This is a genomic window from Burkholderia sp. BCC1998, assembly GCF_905339875.1.
Classification (GTDB): Bacteria; Pseudomonadota; Gammaproteobacteria; order Burkholderiales; family Burkholderiaceae; genus Burkholderia.
Window position 1 is genome coordinate 127986 of the sequence record NZ_CAJPHE010000018.1, and the last position, 16815, is coordinate 144800.

Consider the following 16815-nt stretch of genomic DNA (forward strand, 5'->3'; position numbering starts at 1 on the left):
GGCGACTCGATGGTGAGGCCGATCAGCTGGGCGATTTGAGCGTGATGATCGTTTGACGCAGCAGCTGGAAGTAGGAGCTCGTCGAATACGGGATCATCTGCTCGACGTAGGTCCACCAGAAGAACCCGCCGATGAAGCGCGGATCGGTCATGCTGTTGACCATCGGGTAATACGTCTTGATCAGGTTCTGCTGCACCGACGCCGGCGCCGAGATATCCGACACGCCGATTTCGCCGAAGCCGACCTTCGCGTTCGGGAAGATGCTTTCCAGCGCCGCGAAGTCGTTTTTCCACGACGGATTCAGCCCCGGGCAATCCTGGTACGGGTAGTAGCTGAACAGCGCGTAGTCGGCCTGCTGGCGAACCGTCGCCGGCAGGAACGCGGTCGGCCACGTCTTCCAGTAATCCTGCGGCTTCGCCCAGCAGTTGGTGCCCTTGCTGTCGTCGTTGTAGTACAGCGTGATCGCGGTCTTGCCGCCGTTCGATTTGACGATCGTGTTGGCCGCGGCGACCATCTGGCCGATCTGCTGCTCTTCCGAATTGACCACGGTGTTCGTGCCGCTCGGATCGTTGCGCAGCCATTCGCCGTTGATTTCGTTGGCGATTTCCCATACGTCGACCGTGTTCTTCAGCTGCGACACCAGTTCCTGCGTGCGCGCCTTGTACGTCGCGATATCCGTCGGGAAATAGTACGAATCGTAGACTTCGCCCATCACGTATGCGACCGAGTGCAGGCGCAGCAGCGGTGCGTAGTAGTCGGCGGCCGACGTGCCCGGATCGAACACGACGCGCACCGTCGGTCGGTACGGCAGGTTCTGCAGCGACGCGATGATCGCATCCAGTTTCGTCAGGTCATCGAGCGTGACGCCGTAGACCGGATTCTTCAGCGGTTCGACCTGGGCGTTGGCGGATTGGGACAAGGGCATCAGCCCGGCATAGGCAACGCATGCGGCAATGGCCGTGCGCGAGATAGTTTTCGTCAGTTTAATCAAAACTTCGCATCCATCCTAAGGTAAGAAGAAGCGCGATTTTAGACGAAAATAAAAGGTAATTATCGGATGATATGCGCAATAAAGGGGCGGATGTCGCGGAATGGAAATTGCTCCGCGGTCGAAAAATGCAGCATCCCGAAACGTTTGGACGCGGGCGTCGGTACGGCCGGCGCGACGGGAATCTCCTGACGAGCGGGGTAGGCGGCGCATTCGGGTATACGCGCTGCGATTCGGCTTCGGCTTCGGCATCGACATCGACATCGACATCGACATCGACATCGACATCGACATCGACATCGTCAACACCCCCGGGCTCACGATCGACCGCAGCGTTCGCGATGGCCGTGCGGTGATCCGCTTGCGGCCGGCGCGCACGAATGCGCACGCATCGAAGAATCTGCTGACGATGCCGGCAATCCGCAAACGTTTCACGTTGATTTTCGTCGGTAACGCGCAGGATTTCGCTAAAGGATGCCGGCGCCGATGACGTTAAACGGGCACGGGGATGACTGCCGATCGCATGCATGTGACATGCGACGCGCAGTCCGCAACAACCAGCGCTGCAGGGGAACCAACATGAATCGTCAGCAATCGTGGACGCGTACGGCCGCGCCCGGCGAGATCATCTACTCGGAGGGCTTCGCCGGCGAGCCCGTCATCTTTCTGATCGCCGACGGCAAGGTCGAGCTGTCGACGCGCTGCGACGACAAGCGCGTCGTCGTCGCGACGCTCGGGCGCGGCGAGTTCTTCGGCGAATCGGCGCTGCTCGCCGCCGAGCCGCGCGCGCATACCGCGAAGGCACTGTCGTTCTGCCAACTCACGGTCGTGCCGGCCGCGACGATCGACGAGGAAATCGAGCACGTGTCGGCGCTGCTTCGCCACATCGTGCGCACGATGATCCGGCGCGTGAAGCGCAAGGACGACCAGCTCGCGACCTATACGCATGCCGACTTCATGCCGGGCGTGCTGTCGTATGCGCACGTGCTGTCGCTGATGGCGGGCGCCGACGCGCGCGGCTCCGACGACGCGTGGTCGCGGCGGCCGATGCAGGCACATGCGGAGGTGTCGGTGCCGCTCGCGGAGGTGATCCGCCGGTGCCGTGCGATTGCCGGCCATTCGCGCCCGCACGTGCTTGCGATGCTGCGCCGCATGGAGAAGCTCAATCTCGTCACGATCGAAGCCGCGCAGGGCGACCATGCCGGCGGCGCGGCCGATTACCCCGCGTCGTCGGATGCGCGCCAGACCGTCACGTTCGATGCGGCGCGCGTGGTCGATCGCGCGCAGCAGGTTGCCGATCACGATCTCGACGTGTCGATCAACAGCGAGCTGGAGCTGATCGAGCTCGCCGATCTCGAAGCGCTGATCGGCGTCGACCGGAAGCTGCTGCTCAACAAGCTGTCGCACGGCGAGATCGCCGACGAGGTGTTCGCGTTCCGCAAGTCGAAGGTGCTCGGTTACGTCGGGCAGAAAGGCGTCGCGTATTTCTCGCGGCGCAGCCCGCGCGCCGGCGGCGACGTGCGCGCGCTCGAGGATCTCGTGGGGGTCGACCAGCGCACGCTGTTCGACGTGATCAGCGCATTCGACACGTACGATCTCGCGAAGCTGATCGCAAGCCTCGACGATCGCGCGGTGGCCGACAAGCTGTTCTCGGTGATGACGGAAGCGCGGCGCAACGAGGTGTCGTGGGTGATGCGCCGCGAGCTCAAGCTCGACCCGATCGAGATCGAGGAGATCGAGCGGCGCGTGCTCGATGCCGTGCGCGCGGCCAAGGCGCCGGCGGCCTCCGCGCCGCCGGCTTCATCCGCCGCGTGACGCCCACCCGACGGAGACATTCATGGACCTGTTGACCCTGGCCGGCGTGCTGCTCGGCGGCGTGGCGATCGTGTTCGGCTTCGCGCTGGAAGGCGGACATTTTTCGATGTTGTTCCAGTTCGAAGCGCTCGTGATCGTGCTCGGCGGCACGCTCGGCGCGGTGATGATCCAGAATACGTGGGCACGATTCTTCGATGCGGTGAAGCAGCTGCGGCTCGCGTTCGTGCGCGCGCAGGAAGTCGATCGCAAGCACCTGACCGACCTGCTGGAGTGGGGCGATCGCGCGAAGCTCGACGGGCTGCTCGCCTTCGAATCGATGGACGTGAGCGGCATCCATCCGTTCGCGCGGCGCGGGCTCGAACTGCTCGCGAACGGCGTGTCGACCGCGGTGCTCGAGGACGCGCTGCAGCGCGAGCTCGACGCCTACGAGCGCAGCCGCCTCGCGGCCGCGCGCGTCTGGCACCAGGCCGGCGGTTATGCGCCGACGTTCGGCATTCTCGGCTCGGTGCTCGGCCTGGTGCAGGTGACGAGCCATATTCTCGAACCGGCGCAGCTCGGGCCGGGCATCGCGGTCGCGTTCATCGCGACGCTCTACGGCCTCGCATTCGCGAACCTCGTGTTCCTGCCGCTCTACGGCAAGCTGCGCGCGCAGATCGACAGCGAGCTGCGGTTCCGCAAGCTGTATCTCGACGGCTTGCTCGCGATCTCGCGCAAGGAGTCGCCTCACACGATCGAGACGCGGCTGACCGGCGACGTGCGCGGCCGCGCGGCGGAGTCGCTCGCATGACGCACCGGGAGCTTCGACATGACGGCTCGAACTGACGGCGCGCGTGTGGGTTCGGCCGCGGCCGGGCGCGACGACGATGAGGCCGAAGGCACGCAGTCCGGGCGCTGGCTGATTTCCTACGCGGATCTCGTCACGACGCTGATGGTGCTGTTTCTCGCGCTGTACGTGCTGCAGCTCGCGAAATACAACGCGCTCGATGCGCGTTATCAGACGCTAGCTCGGCATGACGGCGGGACGGCAAGCGCGCCCGACGCAGCGACCGGGCGCATGCCCGCGTGGCTCGCATCGCTCGACGCGCTGAAGACGGCCGGCCGCATCTCGCTCGTGCGCGCGCCGCACGGCATCGAGATCGGCATCGACGCGAAGATCCTGTTCAACGTCGGCGATGCGCGCTTGCTGCCGGACGCGACACCGGTGCTGAGCCAGATCGCGCAGGCGCTGAGCGCGCATGCGAGCGGCGACATCCTCGTCGAAGGGCATACCGACAGCGTGCCGATCGCGAACGCGAAATACGAGTCGAACTGGGAGCTGTCGTCCGCGCGGGCGGGCAGCGTCGTGCGCTATCTGGCCGATCGCGGCGTCGCGCCGCACCGGCTCGCCGCGATCGGGCGGGCCGATACGCAGCCGCTCGTCGCGGGCGACGATGCGGCCGCGCGGGCGCGCAACAGGCGGGTGACGATCTTCGTCGCGTATTGAGCGCGCGAACCTCGACGGGCACGCGACGGCCGCCCGTCGACGACATATCGGATCTCGGATGACGAACATGTGAACCCGGCGATGCGATTCCGCGCGTGCCTGCCGATAACCCAGGCTGGCTCAGACCGAGCGGTTATCGAGGGTTCCCCATGCATTTCTGGCGCAAGCTGTCCATTCAGAACAAGCTGATTCTCAGCATGACGAGTTGCCTGCTCGTGTTCGTCGCGATTTCGAGCGGGTTGAGCGTCCGTCTGATCGGCAACGCCGTGCGCGATCGCGTCGTCCGCGAGGAGCTGCCGACGGCCGTGAGCGGCATCCGCGCCGACGTGCAGCGGCAGATGGCCGGGCCGATTGCCGCGTCGCGCCTCCTTGCGCGCGATGCGTTCCTGCTGCAATGGGAGGCCGACGGCGAGCCCGATGCCGGCACGCGCAGCTGGATTCAGCTCGCGAAGAACGTGAAGGACGAGCAGAAGGCGGCGTCCGTGCAGTGGGTGTCGGTGAAGAGCGGCAACTACTACAACGAAGCCGGCCTGCAGCGGAAGGTCACCGACCAGGATCGATGGCTGACGGATTTCCTCGCGTCGGGCAAGGCCTACGAGGTGAACATGGACCGCGAGGTCACGGCCGGCGGCTACATGATGTTCATCAACAGCCGGGTGGAGCTGGACGGCACGCCGATCGGTGCGACCGGCATGAGCCTGTCCGTCGACGCGCTCGCGAGGGGGATCGCCGCATACCGGATCGGCAATACCGGGTTTGCGTACCTCGTACGGCCGGACGGCGCGATCATGATGCATCGCGATGCGTCGCTGATCGACGGCAAGCACTTCCTGAAGGACGAACCGGGCCTGCCTGGCGACGCATCGTCGACGCTGCTGGCCGGCAAGCCGTATGCGACGCTGAGCTACGACGGCGACGGCGGTGCGCGCTTCATCGCGACATCGTTCGTTCCGGAGCTGAATGCGTACGTGGTCGTCGAAGTGCCGCAGGCCGAACTGCTCGGGCCGGTTACGCGTGCGATTCGCAGCGCGGCGCTCGTCGCCGCGATCGCGGGCCTCGGTGTCGCGCTGGTCGTGATCTGGCTGGTCGGGCGCGCGATCGCCGCGCCGATCCGCCGCGCGGCGACGCTGCTGTCGGACATCGCGAGCGGCCAGGGCGACCTGACGCGCCGGATGACGGTCGAAAGCCAGGACGAGATCGGCCAGCTGTCGGACGCGTTCAACCGTTTCGTATCGTCGTTGTCGACGCTCGTCCACCGGATCCGCGCGGCGTCCGCGTCGATTGCGACCGGGTCCGCGCAGATCGCGTCGGGCAATGCCGACCTCAGCGAACGCACCGAAGGGCAGTCGGGCAACCTCGAGCGGACGGCTTCGTCGATGGAGGAGATCACGGCGGTCGTGCGCAACAACACCGAAACCGCGACGACGGCCGCGCAGCTGATCACCGGCGCCGCCGACACGGCGACGCGCGGCGGGCAGGTCGTGGGCGAAGTCGTGACGACGATGGAGCAGATCAGCGATGCGTCGCGGCGGATCGCCGAGATCATCGTGATGATCGACGGCATCTCGTTCCAGACCAACATCCTCGCGCTGAATGCGGCGGTCGAGGCCGCCCGCGCCGGCGAGCAGGGGCGCGGGTTCGCGGTCGTCGCGGCGGAAGTGCGGAACCTCGCGCAGCGCAGCGCGCAGGCGGCGAAGGAGATCAAGGCGCTGATCGAGCACAGTGCGGGGACGGTGAGCACCGGGTCGCGGCTCGTCGGCGAGGCCGGCAAGGTGATGCGCGATGTCGTGTCGCAGGTGCAGGGCGTCAGCGCGATGATGAGCGAGATCGCCGAGGCGAGCCTGGAGCAGAGCGCGGGCATCGACCAGATCGGCGATGCGGTGCAGTCGCTCGATCAGATGACACAGCAGAACGCGGCGCTGGTCGAGGAGAGCGCGGCGGCCGCGGAGAGCCTGAAGCAGCAGGCGGCGGATCTGACGCGCCTGGTATCGGCGTTCAAGGTAGATGAATAGCGTCCGCGCGACGTTAGAATGAACGCGTTTCTGGGGGACGGCTGCCGTGGGGATACGGTAGCCGTTTTCGCTGTCGGCGCGGGAATCGGTGACGTCATAAAAATGAAGCGCATTTCAAGACTGAAGATCGGGGTGGGGGCGGTGGTGGTCGCGGCGGTGTTCGCCGCGGTCGGGGCGAAGGTGATCGCATCGCCGGCGGATGCGTATCTTGCCTATCGGAAGCAGGCCGCGGCGGCGGTGGTGGCGGCCCGGATGGAGGATCGGGCGGGCCTCGACCGGCAGTACACGGCCGACGTGAACGCGCGGCTCGCCAAACTAATTGGCACGGTCAGGGCGCGAGGGTTCGTCGCGCAGGCCGAGGGCACGGTGCAGAGCGTCGGCCCCGTCGACGGGATGCCGCCGGGGCCGGACGGGTTGTCCTTCAAGTCGGACGACGGCAAGACGCATCTCGTCGTGACGACCGTTCCGCTGCTGAAAGCCTGGGCGAGCACGGCGGACGCCGGCATCAAGCCGACCGACGACGTCGCCGCGATGTTCGGCAACGAAACGCTTTACACGCACGTATTCAGCGACGACGCCGCGGCGTTTCGCTTCGCCGAGTTGCCCGTCAAGCGGCAGCCGGCCGACGGCGTGGTGAAGGCGTGGCTGCTGGGCGAAAGCCAGGACGGCGTGCCGGACGGGCCGAACACGCTGGCCGTGTCGGTCCGGCAGGGCCAACGCGTCTATATCCTGTGGCGGGGCGTGACGCTGCGCCCGATCGCGGCGTGCGACGCGGCGCGCGTGCCGGAGAACGCGCGGCAGGCGTGTTTCGCCAAACAGGTGGGGGGCCAGCGGATTTATCCGCGGCTGGTCGCGCAGGCGCAATCGATGGCCGATGCCGTGGTCCGCTAGCGGGATAGCGGGCGGCGGAGACGGGTCGCAGCCGTCCATCGCACGGCGCGATTCGACGGCGCTGGACGGAGGTTCGCGTGCGACGATTGACGGTCGGCGACGTCACGCGTCGCCGACCGTCGGCATGCCGTCCGGCGAGCGACTTCAACGCGAGCGCAACGCCTGCAACCCCAGGGTGAGCGGGTTGAACGGCATCTCCGCGGCGCCCATCGAAAAGCTCGTCGCCTTTGCGGTCGCCCCGGGCGCGTGCATCAGCGCATGAACGATCCGCTCGCTCGCATGGCCGTCGCCATACGGATTGCTCGCGCGCGCCATTTCCTCATACGCGCTGTCGCTGTCGAACAGCCGCGACGCCTCCCAGACGATCCGCTCCTGGTCCGTGCCGACGAGCCGCGCGGTGCCGGCGTGGATCGCTTCGGGACGCTCGGTCGTCTCGCGCGTGACGAGCACCGGCTTGCCGAGTGCCGGCCCTTCCTCCTGGATGCCGCCCGAATCGGTGATGATGAAGTGCGAGCGTGACATCAGGAATATGAACGAAAGATATTCCTGGGGTTCGATCAGGTAGATGTTCGGTACGCTGCCGAGCAGCGCGCGCGCCGGCTCGCGCACGTTCGGATTCAAGTGCAGCGGATAGACGAACTGCGCATCGGGATAGCGCTTCGCGAGCGTGCAGAGCGCCTCGCAGAAATGCCGGAACGGTTCGCCGAAACTCTCGCGGCGATGGCCGGTGATCAGCACGACGCGGCGCGACGCTTCGAGAAACGGAAAGTGTGCGGCGACCTTGTCGTGGAGCGCGCTATCGTGGTCGAGCATGCGCTTGACGTCGTGCAGCGCATCGATCACGGTGTTGCCCGTCATCACGACCGCACCCACCGGCACGCCTTCGCTGAACAGGTTGTCGCGCGCCTGGCCGGTCGGCGCGAAATGCCATGACGACACCGCATCGGTCACGCGGCGATTCAATTCCTCCGGCCACGGCGACCAGATGTCGCCGCTGCGCAGGCCCGCTTCCACGTGCCCGACCGGCAGATAGCGGTAGAACGCCGCGATACTGACGGCCAGCGTCGTCGTCGTGTCGCCGTGCACCAGCACGACGTCCGGACGCAAGTCGTCGAAGACGGTCCCGATCGCCTGAAGAATGCCGGTCGTCACGTCGGTCAGCGTCTGGCTCTGACGCATCAGATTGAGATCGTAGTCGGGCTTGATGTCGAACAACGTGAGGACCTGATCCAGCATTTCCCGATGCTGGGCGGTCACGCATACGCGGGCATCGACATCCTTGCGCGCCTTCAGCGCGCGGACGAGCGGCGCCATCTTGATGGCTTCCGGTCGAGTTCCGAACACAAGCAAGATCTTTTTCATCGATGTCCTCGTTGAGCATCTTCGCGCCGGAAGATCCGGCGGCTGGCGCCAGGCATGGTTGCAGGCCACCCGTCCCGTCTCCGCATGTATCGGCGCCAGTCGCGCGACATGCAGCGGTATTGCGGGGCGAGCGCGCCGTTTTTGTCCGCGTGGTCTGCGCCACGCAATCGTTGAACTACGACCGTCCCGTTGCACCTCGTCAATCACGTCATGAGCATTTCTCGCTGTGTCGATCGCCATGTCTGCCGGTCTGGCTGCGTACGTTTCCACGTCGCTGCGCGCCCGCACCCGTTCCTCCTTCCGATAGAGCAATATTCAAACCAGTGGCCCTGTGGCCGGCCCCGCTTCGCGCCGCACCGGTGGAATGCCAGGGAACGTTTCACAATTGCTACGAGCGCGATTGCGGCGCCGTGCCGCGATGGGGGTGAAAATCCGACCGTTCGCGCGATCGAGCCGGTCACGTCATGCGACGGATGGCGACTTGCGTCACGCGCTGGCTGCCGATCGAACCGCATGCGCCGTGTCACGCGCCTCGGAGCGTTTCGACATGCGAGTTTTGTCCGGGCAACGTGGGGAACGTCGTCGGCTGCCACGCATTGCCTCCGTGCGAAGGATGGCCCTCACGCATCGCGGCGCGTGCATCGTCCGCACCAGACGATGCGAAACGTTGCGTATCTGTAACGACCGTCCGGAGCCGGCCGGCCATATCCGCAAGGCGGTTGGTCGACGTGTGCCGCGCCGCGCACGGGGCGTTGCCGGACAAGAGCCCTGCAACGACAGCCTGCAGCGGTCGACTTCGAGAAAGGGTGGCGCGCGACGTTTCGGTTCACTGAAGGCGGAAGATCCCGCTAGGGGGGAGGTGAACCCTGATTCACCGGTGAATCAAAAACACGCGATCCGTGCCGCGAGCCCGTCGATCGGGTACCCGCAGGCCATTGCATCACGGGGCAAGGCGATCCATGGCTCACCGCTTGCTTTGTTCAGGAGGACAGGCGTGCCCGTCCGAGTTCGAGCGACGACGGAAGGGCGGGGATACCGATACGACGAACCCGCCAGGCGCGACGACACGTGCCGGGCGGGCGGCGTGCAGGCCGCGCTTGACCGCGCATCGCGGCCGTTTGCCGACGCGATGGAGTGTGCCGGCCATTACGCCGATGCAGACCCGCTCGCACCCGCCCATGCGGGTTCACGACGGCTAAGACAACGGTGACCGGATCGCGCTGATACAGCAGCGCACGGTCGATCAACGGAAACCGGGGAAGGAGACGTGTCATGTGTGGCATCGTCGGCGCGGTCGCGCAACGGAACATCGTTCCGGTTCTGATCGAAGGTTTGCGCCGCCTCGAGTATCGCGGCTACGATTCATGCGGCGTGGCGACCGTCGTCGACGGCCAGGCGCGTCGCGAACGCAGTGTGTCGCGCGTCGCCGATCTCGACGCGCACGTGCGCAGCGCCGGGCTGTCCGGCAGCACCGGCATCGCGCACACCCGGTGGGCAACGCACGGCGCGCCCGCCACCTGCAACGCGCATCCGATCTTCTCGCGCGACGAAATCGCGCTCGTGCACAACGGCATCATCGAGAATCACGAGACGTTGCGCAGGCAACTGTCCGACGAGCATTACCAGTTCGACGGCCAGACCGACACCGAGGTCGTCGCGCACCTGATCCACAGCAAGTATCGCGGCGACCTGCTCGCCGCGGTACGCGATGCGACGTCGCAGCTGCACGGCGCATACGCGATCGCGGTGTTCAGCAAGCACGAGCCGCAGCGGCTGATCGGCGCGCGGGTCGGCTCGCCGCTCGTCGTCGGCCTGAAGGACGACGAATGTTTCCTCGCGTCCGACGCGCTCGCACTCGCCGGCATCACCGACCGCTTCATCTTTCTCGAGGAAGGCGACATCGTCGAGTTGACGCCGGGCGGCGTGCGCATTCTCGAACGCGGCGGCACGCCGGTCGATCGTCCGATCCAGACCGTCTCGTCGACGCAAGGCGCGGTCGAGCTCGGGCCATACCGGCATTTCATGCAGAAGGAGATCTTCGAGCAGCCACGGGCCGTGGCCGCGACCATCCCCGATGCGGGGCTGTTCGATCCGGCGGCGTTCGGCCCGGATGCCGCGCGCGCGTTCGAGCAGATCGACAACGTGCTGATCCTCGCGTGCGGCACGAGTCACTATTCCGGCCTGACCGCGCGCCGCTGGCTCGAGACGATCGCGCGCCTGCCGGCGCAGGTCGAGATCGCGAGCGAATACCGTTACAGCGACGCGCTCGCGTTGCCGAATACGCTCGTGGTCAGCGTGTCGCAATCCGGCGAGACCGCCGACACGCTCGCCGCGCTCAAGTATGCGCAGGCGCTCGGGCATATCGATACGCTCGCGATCTGCAACGTGCCCACCAGCGCGATGATGCGGCAGACGAGCCTGCGGTTCCTGACGCGCGCCGGCCCGGAAATCGGCGTCGCGTCGACCAAGGCGTTTACCACCCAGCTCGTCGCGCTGTTCATTCTCGCGGTGACGCTCGGCCGGTTGCGCGGCTACGTCGACGATGCGCAGCTCGCGCGCTATGCGACGCAGCTGCGGCGGCTGCCGGGCGCGCTCGACGACGTGCTCGCGCTGGAGCCGCAGATCGAGCGCTGGGCCGCGGAATTCTCGCGGCACGAGAATGCGCTGTTTCTCGGGCGCGGGCTGCATTACCCGATCGCGCTCGAAGGGGCGCTGAAGCTGAAGGAGATTTCGTATATCCACGCGGAAGCGTATCCGGCCGGCGAGCTGAAGCACGGCCCGCTCGCGCTGGTGACGCACGCGATGCCGGTCGCGACGATCGCGCCGAACGACGCGCTGCTCGAGAAGCTCAAGTCGAACATGCAGGAAGTGCGGGCGCGGGGCGGTCAGCTGTACGTGTTCGCCGATGCCGATACGCGGATCGACGACAGCGAAGGCGTGTCGGTGATGAGGATGCCGGATTACTACGGCCTGCTGTCGCCGATCTTGCACGTCGTGCCGCTGCAGTTGCTCGCGTATCATGCCGCGTGCCTGCGCGGCGCGGATATCGACAAGCCGAGGAACCTGGCGAAATCGGTGACGGTCGAGTGACGGGCGGGACCGGCCGACGATTGCCGGCCGGCCCGCGCAGGCGGTCAGCGCAAGGCCGACGCCCGGGCCTTCACGATCTTGCCCCGCTGCAGCACGTACGCGACACGTTCGCCTTCTCCCGCGACGAGGCCGATATCGTCGAGCGGATTTCCGGCGAGCACGACGACGTCATGGGCGCAGGGAATCGGAGGAGGCTGTCGACACGATACGGGCGGATCGAACGGAAACCGGAAGGCGGGAAAATCGTTGCCGATCGGCCCGTTCGTGCGGAGACTCATGTGCAACGCGCGCCCGGCCAGGCCACGCGCGCCGTCAGTCAGGGCCGCATCGCTTCGCCCGAACAGCGGGTCGCGAGGTTAAACAGTTACAAGTTAGCCGTTGACGCGCATCTGCCCGGCGGTTAGTGTGTGCGTCGAAGTCCAAGAAGTCCGATTGCTGTTCATCAATTGCTCGCTCTCCTCAGCGGTATTCGTTGTCCTCTCCCTCCTTGATGCTTCACGCGCTCTCCAGCAGGGCAGATCTTCATTTTTTCTCAAGGAATCTTCATGGATACCGGTATCGTCAAGTGGTTCAACGACAGCAAAGGCTTTGGCTTCATCACGCCGGACAACGGCGGCGACGACCTGTTCGCTCATTTCTCGGAAATTCGTGCCGACGGCTTCAAGACGCTGGCCGAAAACCAGAAAGTGAGCTTCGAGACGAAGCAAGGCCCGAAGGGTCTGCAAGCGGCCAACATCAAGCCGCTGTAAAGTCTGAAGGGCCCGGCCTCCAACAATGGGCGCCGGGCCGCAGCGACATCAGCACGGAGCTTGGTCTCGTAAAGTTGGCGCGCTCGTTCCCGGCTGCGTCTGCTCCTTGAGCCGCCGACCAGGCGCCATACACCTCGCTGCACTTCGTTCCCCCTCCGGCCGCAGCGCCGTATTTTCGCTTTCCGACTGCTTCGGGTTCAGCTCGCAATGGCGTTGGATCGGCGCATCCGTGCACATTTCGCACGGCACGCGCGCAGTCGAACATTATTAAAATTAAAAATGCAAAACACACAAAATCATCAATACAACGGCTATGCCGTCCGGCCCTCGGCGCATCGTTTGCCCGATGGCAGTTTTTCAGCCAACCTGCTGCTCGAGCGCATCGATAGCGCGTCTGTCGAAGGCCGCTACCGGTTCTATTCGCTCGATTACTTCGCGAGTGAAGCGCAGGCATTGCGGCACTCGGAACGCTGGGCACGCAACTGGGTCGATACGCGCGGTTAAAGGCAGCGCCGTGGGACCGGATACCCGACGCATATGAGTCGCCCGGGCGCGCAACAATGCGCGCCCGAACCTCGCGTGCGATCAATTCTGTACCTCCCGACTGGAGCCGCGCGCTCGATTCGGGTTACCGGATTTTCTTTTCGACGCCGGTGGCGCATGACGCTATCCCGGCGTCGAAGTGGGTGGCGTACATGAGAGGCCTGGGCTGACCGAACGGTGGTGCCGACCTCCGCATCCGTGCGAAGATTGCACGCACATCACACTCGCCCGAGAACGACGTGACCCGAGCAAATCCTGAGCGCAACCCGGACGCCGCCGATCCGCCGTGGATGGCCGTCGCCCTGGCCGAACTCGGCATCCGCCGCCATCCGCCCGGCAGCGTGAACCCGCGCATCGTCGAGTACAACAACCGGACGAATCTGGTCGGCTACGACGACAAGATTTCCTGGTGCTCTTCGTTCGTCAACTGGTGCATGACGCACGCGGGCATTCGCGGCACCGGGTCGGCGCTCGCGCGTTCGTGGCTCGAATGGGGCCGTCCGCTGGACAGCCCGGTCTACGGCTGCATCGCGATCCTGACGCGCGACGATCCCGCGAGCTGGAAAGGGCATGTCGGGTTCTACTTGAGCCATGACGACGAGCACGTGCATCTGTTCGGCGGCAATCAGCTTGAAGAGGTACGCGAGCTTGCGTACCCGCTGAACGAAGTGATCGGTTACCGTTGGCCCGACGCGGGATGACCTCGTCCTCCGGCATACGCGAATTCGCAATCGCGTGGTTGGCGGCTTGCTTGATCGCGTTGTCGGTCGAATGCCCGGGATCGTGCGGCTGAAGAGCGGGGCCCCGGCACGTGTCGAGGCCGGCGCCGTATCGTGATCGCGCCTAGTTCTTCGCCACGGCTTCCACCTCGGGCCCACCGGCCGCATCATTCCTGCTCCACCCGCCCCCGAGCGAGCGATACAACGCGACCGCCGCCAGCGCATGCTCGCGCCTGAGCTGGTTGAGCGCGTCCGAATCCCGCAGATATACCTCCTGCGCCGACAGCACGTCCAGAAAATCCGTCGCGCCGCCCTTGTAGAGCTGGTTCGCCAGCCCGAGCGCCTTGTCCGAAGCCGCGAGCGCGCTGCCGAGCCGCTGCGTCGCTTCATCGCTGCTGACGAGGTTCGCGCGCGCATCCTCGACCTCGCGCAACGCCTGCAGCATCGTCTGCCGCAACCCGAGTTCAGACTCGCGCATCCGGCTTTCGCTCTGCGAGATATCGGCGGTAATCCGTCCCGCGTTGAAGATCGGGCTCGTCGCGCTCAGCGCCGCGCTGAACAGGTTGTCGGTCAGCGTCGGCAAGCCGAGATACGACGCGGCCAGAATCCCGTCCGTCAGGTTCAGCGAGAACTTCGGATACCGTTCGGCCTTCGCGACACCGACCTGTGCCGCGCGCCGCTCGACCTGCGCGTAGGCGGTTAGCACGTCGGGCCGGCGCAGCAGCGCCTGCGACGGCAGCGTGGCGGGCGACCCGGCCGGCGGCGCCGGAATCGCGCCGGCCTGCGCGAGCACGAGCCGGTCGACCGATTCGGGCGTGCGGCCCGAATACACGGCGATCAGGTTGAGCTGATGCGCGATCTGCGCCTGCGTCGGCGGAATCCGCGCTTCGAGCGCATCGAGCTGGTTCTGCGCGCGCGTGACGTCGAGTTCCGTCGACAGCCCGAACGCCTGCCGCTTGCGCGTGAGTTCGAGCGCATGCCGGCGGATCGCCGCGTTGTCCTGCAGGATCTTCAGTTCCTGCTGCGCCCAGCGCAGGTCGACATAGGCCGAGGCCGCATCGGCCGCGAGCGCGAGCCGCATCGCGTCTTCCGCATGCTTTTGCCCGACCAGCTCGGCCTGCGCGGCCAGCAGGTCGAGCCGTTCGCCGCCGAACACGTCCGGCGACCAGCTCAGCGCGAGCCCCGCACCGGCCTGTCGCACGTAGCCGAGCGGCGGCGGCGTGTTCTTGCGCTCGTCGGCCGCATGCGCGGTCGCGTCGAGTTCCGGCAGCAGCACCGCGCGCTTCTGCACGGTCAGCGCCTGCGCCTGCTTCACGCGTTCGGCGGCGGCCTGCAGATCGAGGTTGCCGTCGAGCACGGTCGCGATCAGCCGGTCGAGCACGGGGTCGTTGAACTGCGCCCACCACGCGGCGGCGTCGATGTCGGCGCGCGGCACGTCGGTGTCCCACGCGGCCGGCGCGAGCGACTGGACGGAATCGTGCAGCGCGGGATGCTGCGCGGGCTGCACCGCACACCCTGCGGCGAAGGCGCTGACGGCCAGCGCGACGAGTAGCTTTTTCATGATGACGACCTTGGCTTCAGTGCGCGTCCGGCGGCGGCGCGTTGAGGGTGATGGGACGGGAAAACGCGACGGCGACCAGCGCGACCACGAAGCACAGCGACAGCGCGTAGTACGCATCCGCGTAGGTGAGCGTCAGCGCTTCCCGATAGATCAGGCGGTGCAGGTTCGCGAGGCCGGCCTGCGCGGTATCCAGCGTGTTGCCGGCCACCGAGGTCCAGTACGCGGCCTGGCGGTCGAGCAGCGACGCGACTTGCGGCTCGCCGGCGCTCACATGCTCGTTCAGGCGCAGGTAGTGGAAGTTCAGCCGGTCGTTGAGCATCGTCGCGCTCACCGCGATGCCGATCGCGCCGCCGAGGTTGCGCATCAGGTTGAACAGGCCGCTCGCCGATTTCAGCCGCGACTGCGGCAGCGAACCCAACGCCATCGTCACGATCGGCGGCACGCTGAACTGCTGGCCGATGCCGCGCAGCGCCTGCGGCAGCAGCAGTTCCCGCCAGCCCCAGTCGTGCGTGATCGGCGTGTACAGGTAGCAGCCGAGGCCGAAGCAGATCAGCCCGAACACGAGCAGCGCGCGCATGCTGAAGTAGCGCGCGGCGAATGCATACGCGCAGAGCGCGAGCAGCTGGAACGCGCCGACCGACAGCAGCGCGATGCCGATCTGCAGCGAACTGAACGCCCGCACCTGCGCGAGAAACAGCGGCGTCAGGAACACGGTGACGAAGATCCCGATACCGGTCACGAACGACAGCAGGCTGCCGATCCCGAAGTTGCGCACGGCGAGCGCGCGCAGGTCGACGATCGGGTCTTCCGCGGTCAGGGCGTGCACGATGAACAGGAAGCCGCAGATGGCGGAGATCCACGCGCAGAACACGATCACGTGATCGCCGAACCAGTTCTTGCGCGGGCCTTCCTCGAGCACGTATTCGAGGCAGCCGAGGAAGCCCGACATCAGCACGATGCCGAGATAGTCGCCGCGCTTGACGAGGCTCAGGTCCGGTGCGTCGATGTGCACGTAGCGCGGCACGAGCGCGGCCACCGCGATGCCCGGCACGAGGTTCAGGTAGAACAGCCAGTGCCACGACCATTGATCGGTGATCCAGCCGCCGATCACCGGCCCGATCGCCGGCGCGAGCGACGCGAGCGCGCCGATCGTCGTCGACGCGATCAGCCGCTGCTTGCCCGGGAACAGCACGAACGCGGTCGTGAACACGGTCGGGATCATCGCGGCGCCGAGCGCACCCTGCATTCCGCGGAACAGGATCATCGAGTTGATGTCCCACGCGAGCCCGCACAGCATGCTCGTGATCGTGAAGCCGACGGCCGACGCGGTGAACAGCCAGCGCGTCGACATCACCTTCGACAGCCAGCCCGACATCGGGATCACGATGATCTCGGCGATCAGGTAGGCCGTCTGCACCCACGACAGCTCGTCCTGGCTCGCGGAGAGCCCGCCGCCGATGTCGCGCAGCGACGACGCGACGATCTGGATGTCGAGCGTCGCCATGAAGAAGCCGACGCACATCAGCGCGAACGCGAAGACGCGCTGCCTGGTCGGTTGCGACGCGGGGTCGCCGGAAATCGCAGTGGTCATCGCAGGCTCCC

The 16815-nt window shown here is 66.3% G+C and carries 14 protein-coding genes; 10 read left to right on the top strand and 4 right to left on the bottom strand.

Annotated features, from left to right (window positions below; genetic code table 11):
- Window positions 1-22: 22 nt before the first annotated feature.
- Window positions 23-925, bottom strand: coding sequence for a hypothetical protein (locus U5A56_RS26980; RefSeq protein WP_321925484.1), 903 nt, complete (start codon window positions 923-925; stop codon window positions 23-25).
- 166 nt (window positions 926-1091) lie between these two features.
- Between U5A56_RS26980 and U5A56_RS26985 the strand changes: the two genes are divergently transcribed.
- The 6 genes from U5A56_RS26985 to U5A56_RS27010 all read left to right on the top strand — a co-directional run bounded on the left by U5A56_RS26985 (window position 1092) and on the right by U5A56_RS27010 (window position 7189).
- Window positions 1092-1478, top strand: a complete 387-nt coding sequence (locus U5A56_RS26985; protein WP_321925485.1) for a hypothetical protein — start codon at window positions 1092-1094, stop codon at window positions 1476-1478.
- 89 nt (window positions 1479-1567) lie between these two features.
- A complete protein-coding gene (locus tag U5A56_RS26990; protein WP_321803114.1) occupies window positions 1568-2803 on the top strand; it encodes a cyclic nucleotide-binding domain-containing protein in 1236 nt (411 codons plus the stop codon).
- 22 nt (window positions 2804-2825) lie between these two features.
- Entirely contained in the window at window positions 2826-3590 is a 765-nt protein-coding gene (locus U5A56_RS26995; protein ID WP_044847579.1) for a flagellar motor protein, read from the top strand.
- 18 nt (window positions 3591-3608) lie between these two features.
- A complete protein-coding gene (locus U5A56_RS27000) occupies window positions 3609-4286 on the top strand; it encodes a flagellar motor protein MotB (protein ID WP_044847578.1) in 678 nt (225 codons plus the stop codon).
- A 149-nt stretch (window positions 4287-4435) separates the two neighbouring features.
- On the top strand, window positions 4436-6298 hold the full coding sequence (locus U5A56_RS27005; protein ID WP_321925487.1) for a methyl-accepting chemotaxis protein: 1863 nt from the start codon (window positions 4436-4438) through the stop codon (window positions 6296-6298).
- 102 nt (window positions 6299-6400) lie between these two features.
- Complete coding sequence (locus U5A56_RS27010; protein ID WP_321812223.1) at window positions 6401-7189, top strand: hypothetical protein; 789 nt, start codon at window positions 6401-6403, stop codon at window positions 7187-7189.
- 144 nt (window positions 7190-7333) lie between these two features.
- Here U5A56_RS27010 and wecB read toward each other — a convergent pair whose 3' ends face one another.
- Window positions 7334-8551 carry a non-hydrolyzing UDP-N-acetylglucosamine 2-epimerase gene (wecB, locus tag U5A56_RS27015; RefSeq protein WP_321925489.1) on the bottom strand — a complete coding sequence of 406 codons (1218 nt, stop codon included), beginning with the start codon at window positions 8549-8551 and terminating at the stop codon, window positions 7334-7336.
- A 1272-nt stretch (window positions 8552-9823) separates the two neighbouring features.
- On the opposite strand from wecB, the gene glmS reads away from it, so the two are divergent.
- The 4 genes from glmS to U5A56_RS27035 all read left to right on the top strand — a co-directional run bounded on the left by glmS (window position 9824) and on the right by U5A56_RS27035 (window position 13634).
- Window positions 9824-11641 carry a glutamine--fructose-6-phosphate transaminase (isomerizing) gene (gene glmS / locus U5A56_RS27020; protein ID WP_321925491.1) on the top strand — a complete coding sequence of 606 codons (1818 nt, stop codon included), beginning with the start codon at window positions 9824-9826 and terminating at the stop codon, window positions 11639-11641.
- A gap of 545 nt (window positions 11642-12186) precedes the next feature.
- Window positions 12187-12390: a cold-shock protein gene (locus U5A56_RS27025; protein ID WP_006485974.1), complete on the top strand. Its 204-nt coding sequence runs from the start codon at window positions 12187-12189 to the stop codon at window positions 12388-12390.
- A 279-nt stretch (window positions 12391-12669) separates the two neighbouring features.
- Window positions 12670-12894 carry a hypothetical protein gene (locus tag U5A56_RS27030; protein ID WP_044847573.1) on the top strand — a complete coding sequence of 75 codons (225 nt, stop codon included), beginning with the start codon at window positions 12670-12672 and terminating at the stop codon, window positions 12892-12894.
- A 329-nt stretch (window positions 12895-13223) separates the two neighbouring features.
- Window positions 13224-13634: a TIGR02594 family protein gene (locus tag U5A56_RS27035; RefSeq protein ID WP_044847572.1), complete on the top strand. Its 411-nt coding sequence runs from the start codon at window positions 13224-13226 to the stop codon at window positions 13632-13634.
- Between the two features lie 142 nt (window positions 13635-13776).
- Here the strand turns inward: U5A56_RS27035 and U5A56_RS27040 are convergent, their stop codons facing one another.
- Window positions 13777-15213 (bottom strand): efflux transporter outer membrane subunit, encoded by a 1437-nt coding sequence (locus U5A56_RS27040; RefSeq protein WP_321925492.1) that lies wholly within the window; start codon window positions 15211-15213, stop codon window positions 13777-13779.
- Between the two features lie 16 nt (window positions 15214-15229).
- Window positions 15230-16804 (bottom strand): DHA2 family efflux MFS transporter permease subunit, encoded by a 1575-nt coding sequence (locus tag U5A56_RS27045; protein ID WP_044847570.1) that lies wholly within the window; start codon window positions 16802-16804, stop codon window positions 15230-15232.
- Between the last annotated feature and the right edge of the window lie 11 nt (window positions 16805-16815).

Excerpts from the sequence above, each read along its gene's own strand:
- U5A56_RS26980 (WP_321925484.1), bottom strand. The coding sequence starts at position 925 with ATGCCCTTGTCCCAATCCGCCAACGCCCAGGTCGAACCGCTGAAGAAT.
- U5A56_RS26985 (WP_321925485.1), top strand. The coding sequence starts at position 1,092 with ATGGAAATTGCTCCGCGGTCGAAAAATGCAGCATCCCGAAACGTTTGG.
- U5A56_RS26990 (WP_321803114.1), top strand. The coding sequence starts at position 1,568 with ATGAATCGTCAGCAATCGTGGACGCGTACGGCCGCGCCCGGCGAGATC.
- U5A56_RS26995 (WP_044847579.1), top strand. The coding sequence starts at position 2,826 with ATGGACCTGTTGACCCTGGCCGGCGTGCTGCTCGGCGGCGTGGCGATC.
- U5A56_RS27000 (WP_044847578.1), top strand. The coding sequence starts at position 3,609 with ATGACGGCTCGAACTGACGGCGCGCGTGTGGGTTCGGCCGCGGCCGGG.
- U5A56_RS27005 (WP_321925487.1), top strand. The coding sequence starts at position 4,436 with ATGCATTTCTGGCGCAAGCTGTCCATTCAGAACAAGCTGATTCTCAGC.
- U5A56_RS27010 (WP_321812223.1), top strand. The coding sequence starts at position 6,401 with ATGAAGCGCATTTCAAGACTGAAGATCGGGGTGGGGGCGGTGGTGGTC.
- wecB (WP_321925489.1), bottom strand. The coding sequence starts at position 8,551 with ATGAAAAAGATCTTGCTTGTGTTCGGAACTCGACCGGAAGCCATCAAG.
- glmS (WP_321925491.1), top strand. The coding sequence starts at position 9,824 with ATGTGTGGCATCGTCGGCGCGGTCGCGCAACGGAACATCGTTCCGGTT.
- U5A56_RS27025 (WP_006485974.1), top strand. The coding sequence starts at position 12,187 with ATGGATACCGGTATCGTCAAGTGGTTCAACGACAGCAAAGGCTTTGGC.
- U5A56_RS27030 (WP_044847573.1), top strand. The coding sequence starts at position 12,670 with ATGCAAAACACACAAAATCATCAATACAACGGCTATGCCGTCCGGCCC.
- U5A56_RS27035 (WP_044847572.1), top strand. The coding sequence starts at position 13,224 with ATGGCCGTCGCCCTGGCCGAACTCGGCATCCGCCGCCATCCGCCCGGC.
- U5A56_RS27040 (WP_321925492.1), bottom strand. The coding sequence starts at position 15,213 with ATGAAAAAGCTACTCGTCGCGCTGGCCGTCAGCGCCTTCGCCGCAGGG.
- U5A56_RS27045 (WP_044847570.1), bottom strand. The coding sequence starts at position 16,804 with ATGACCACTGCGATTTCCGGCGACCCCGCGTCGCAACCGACCAGGCAG.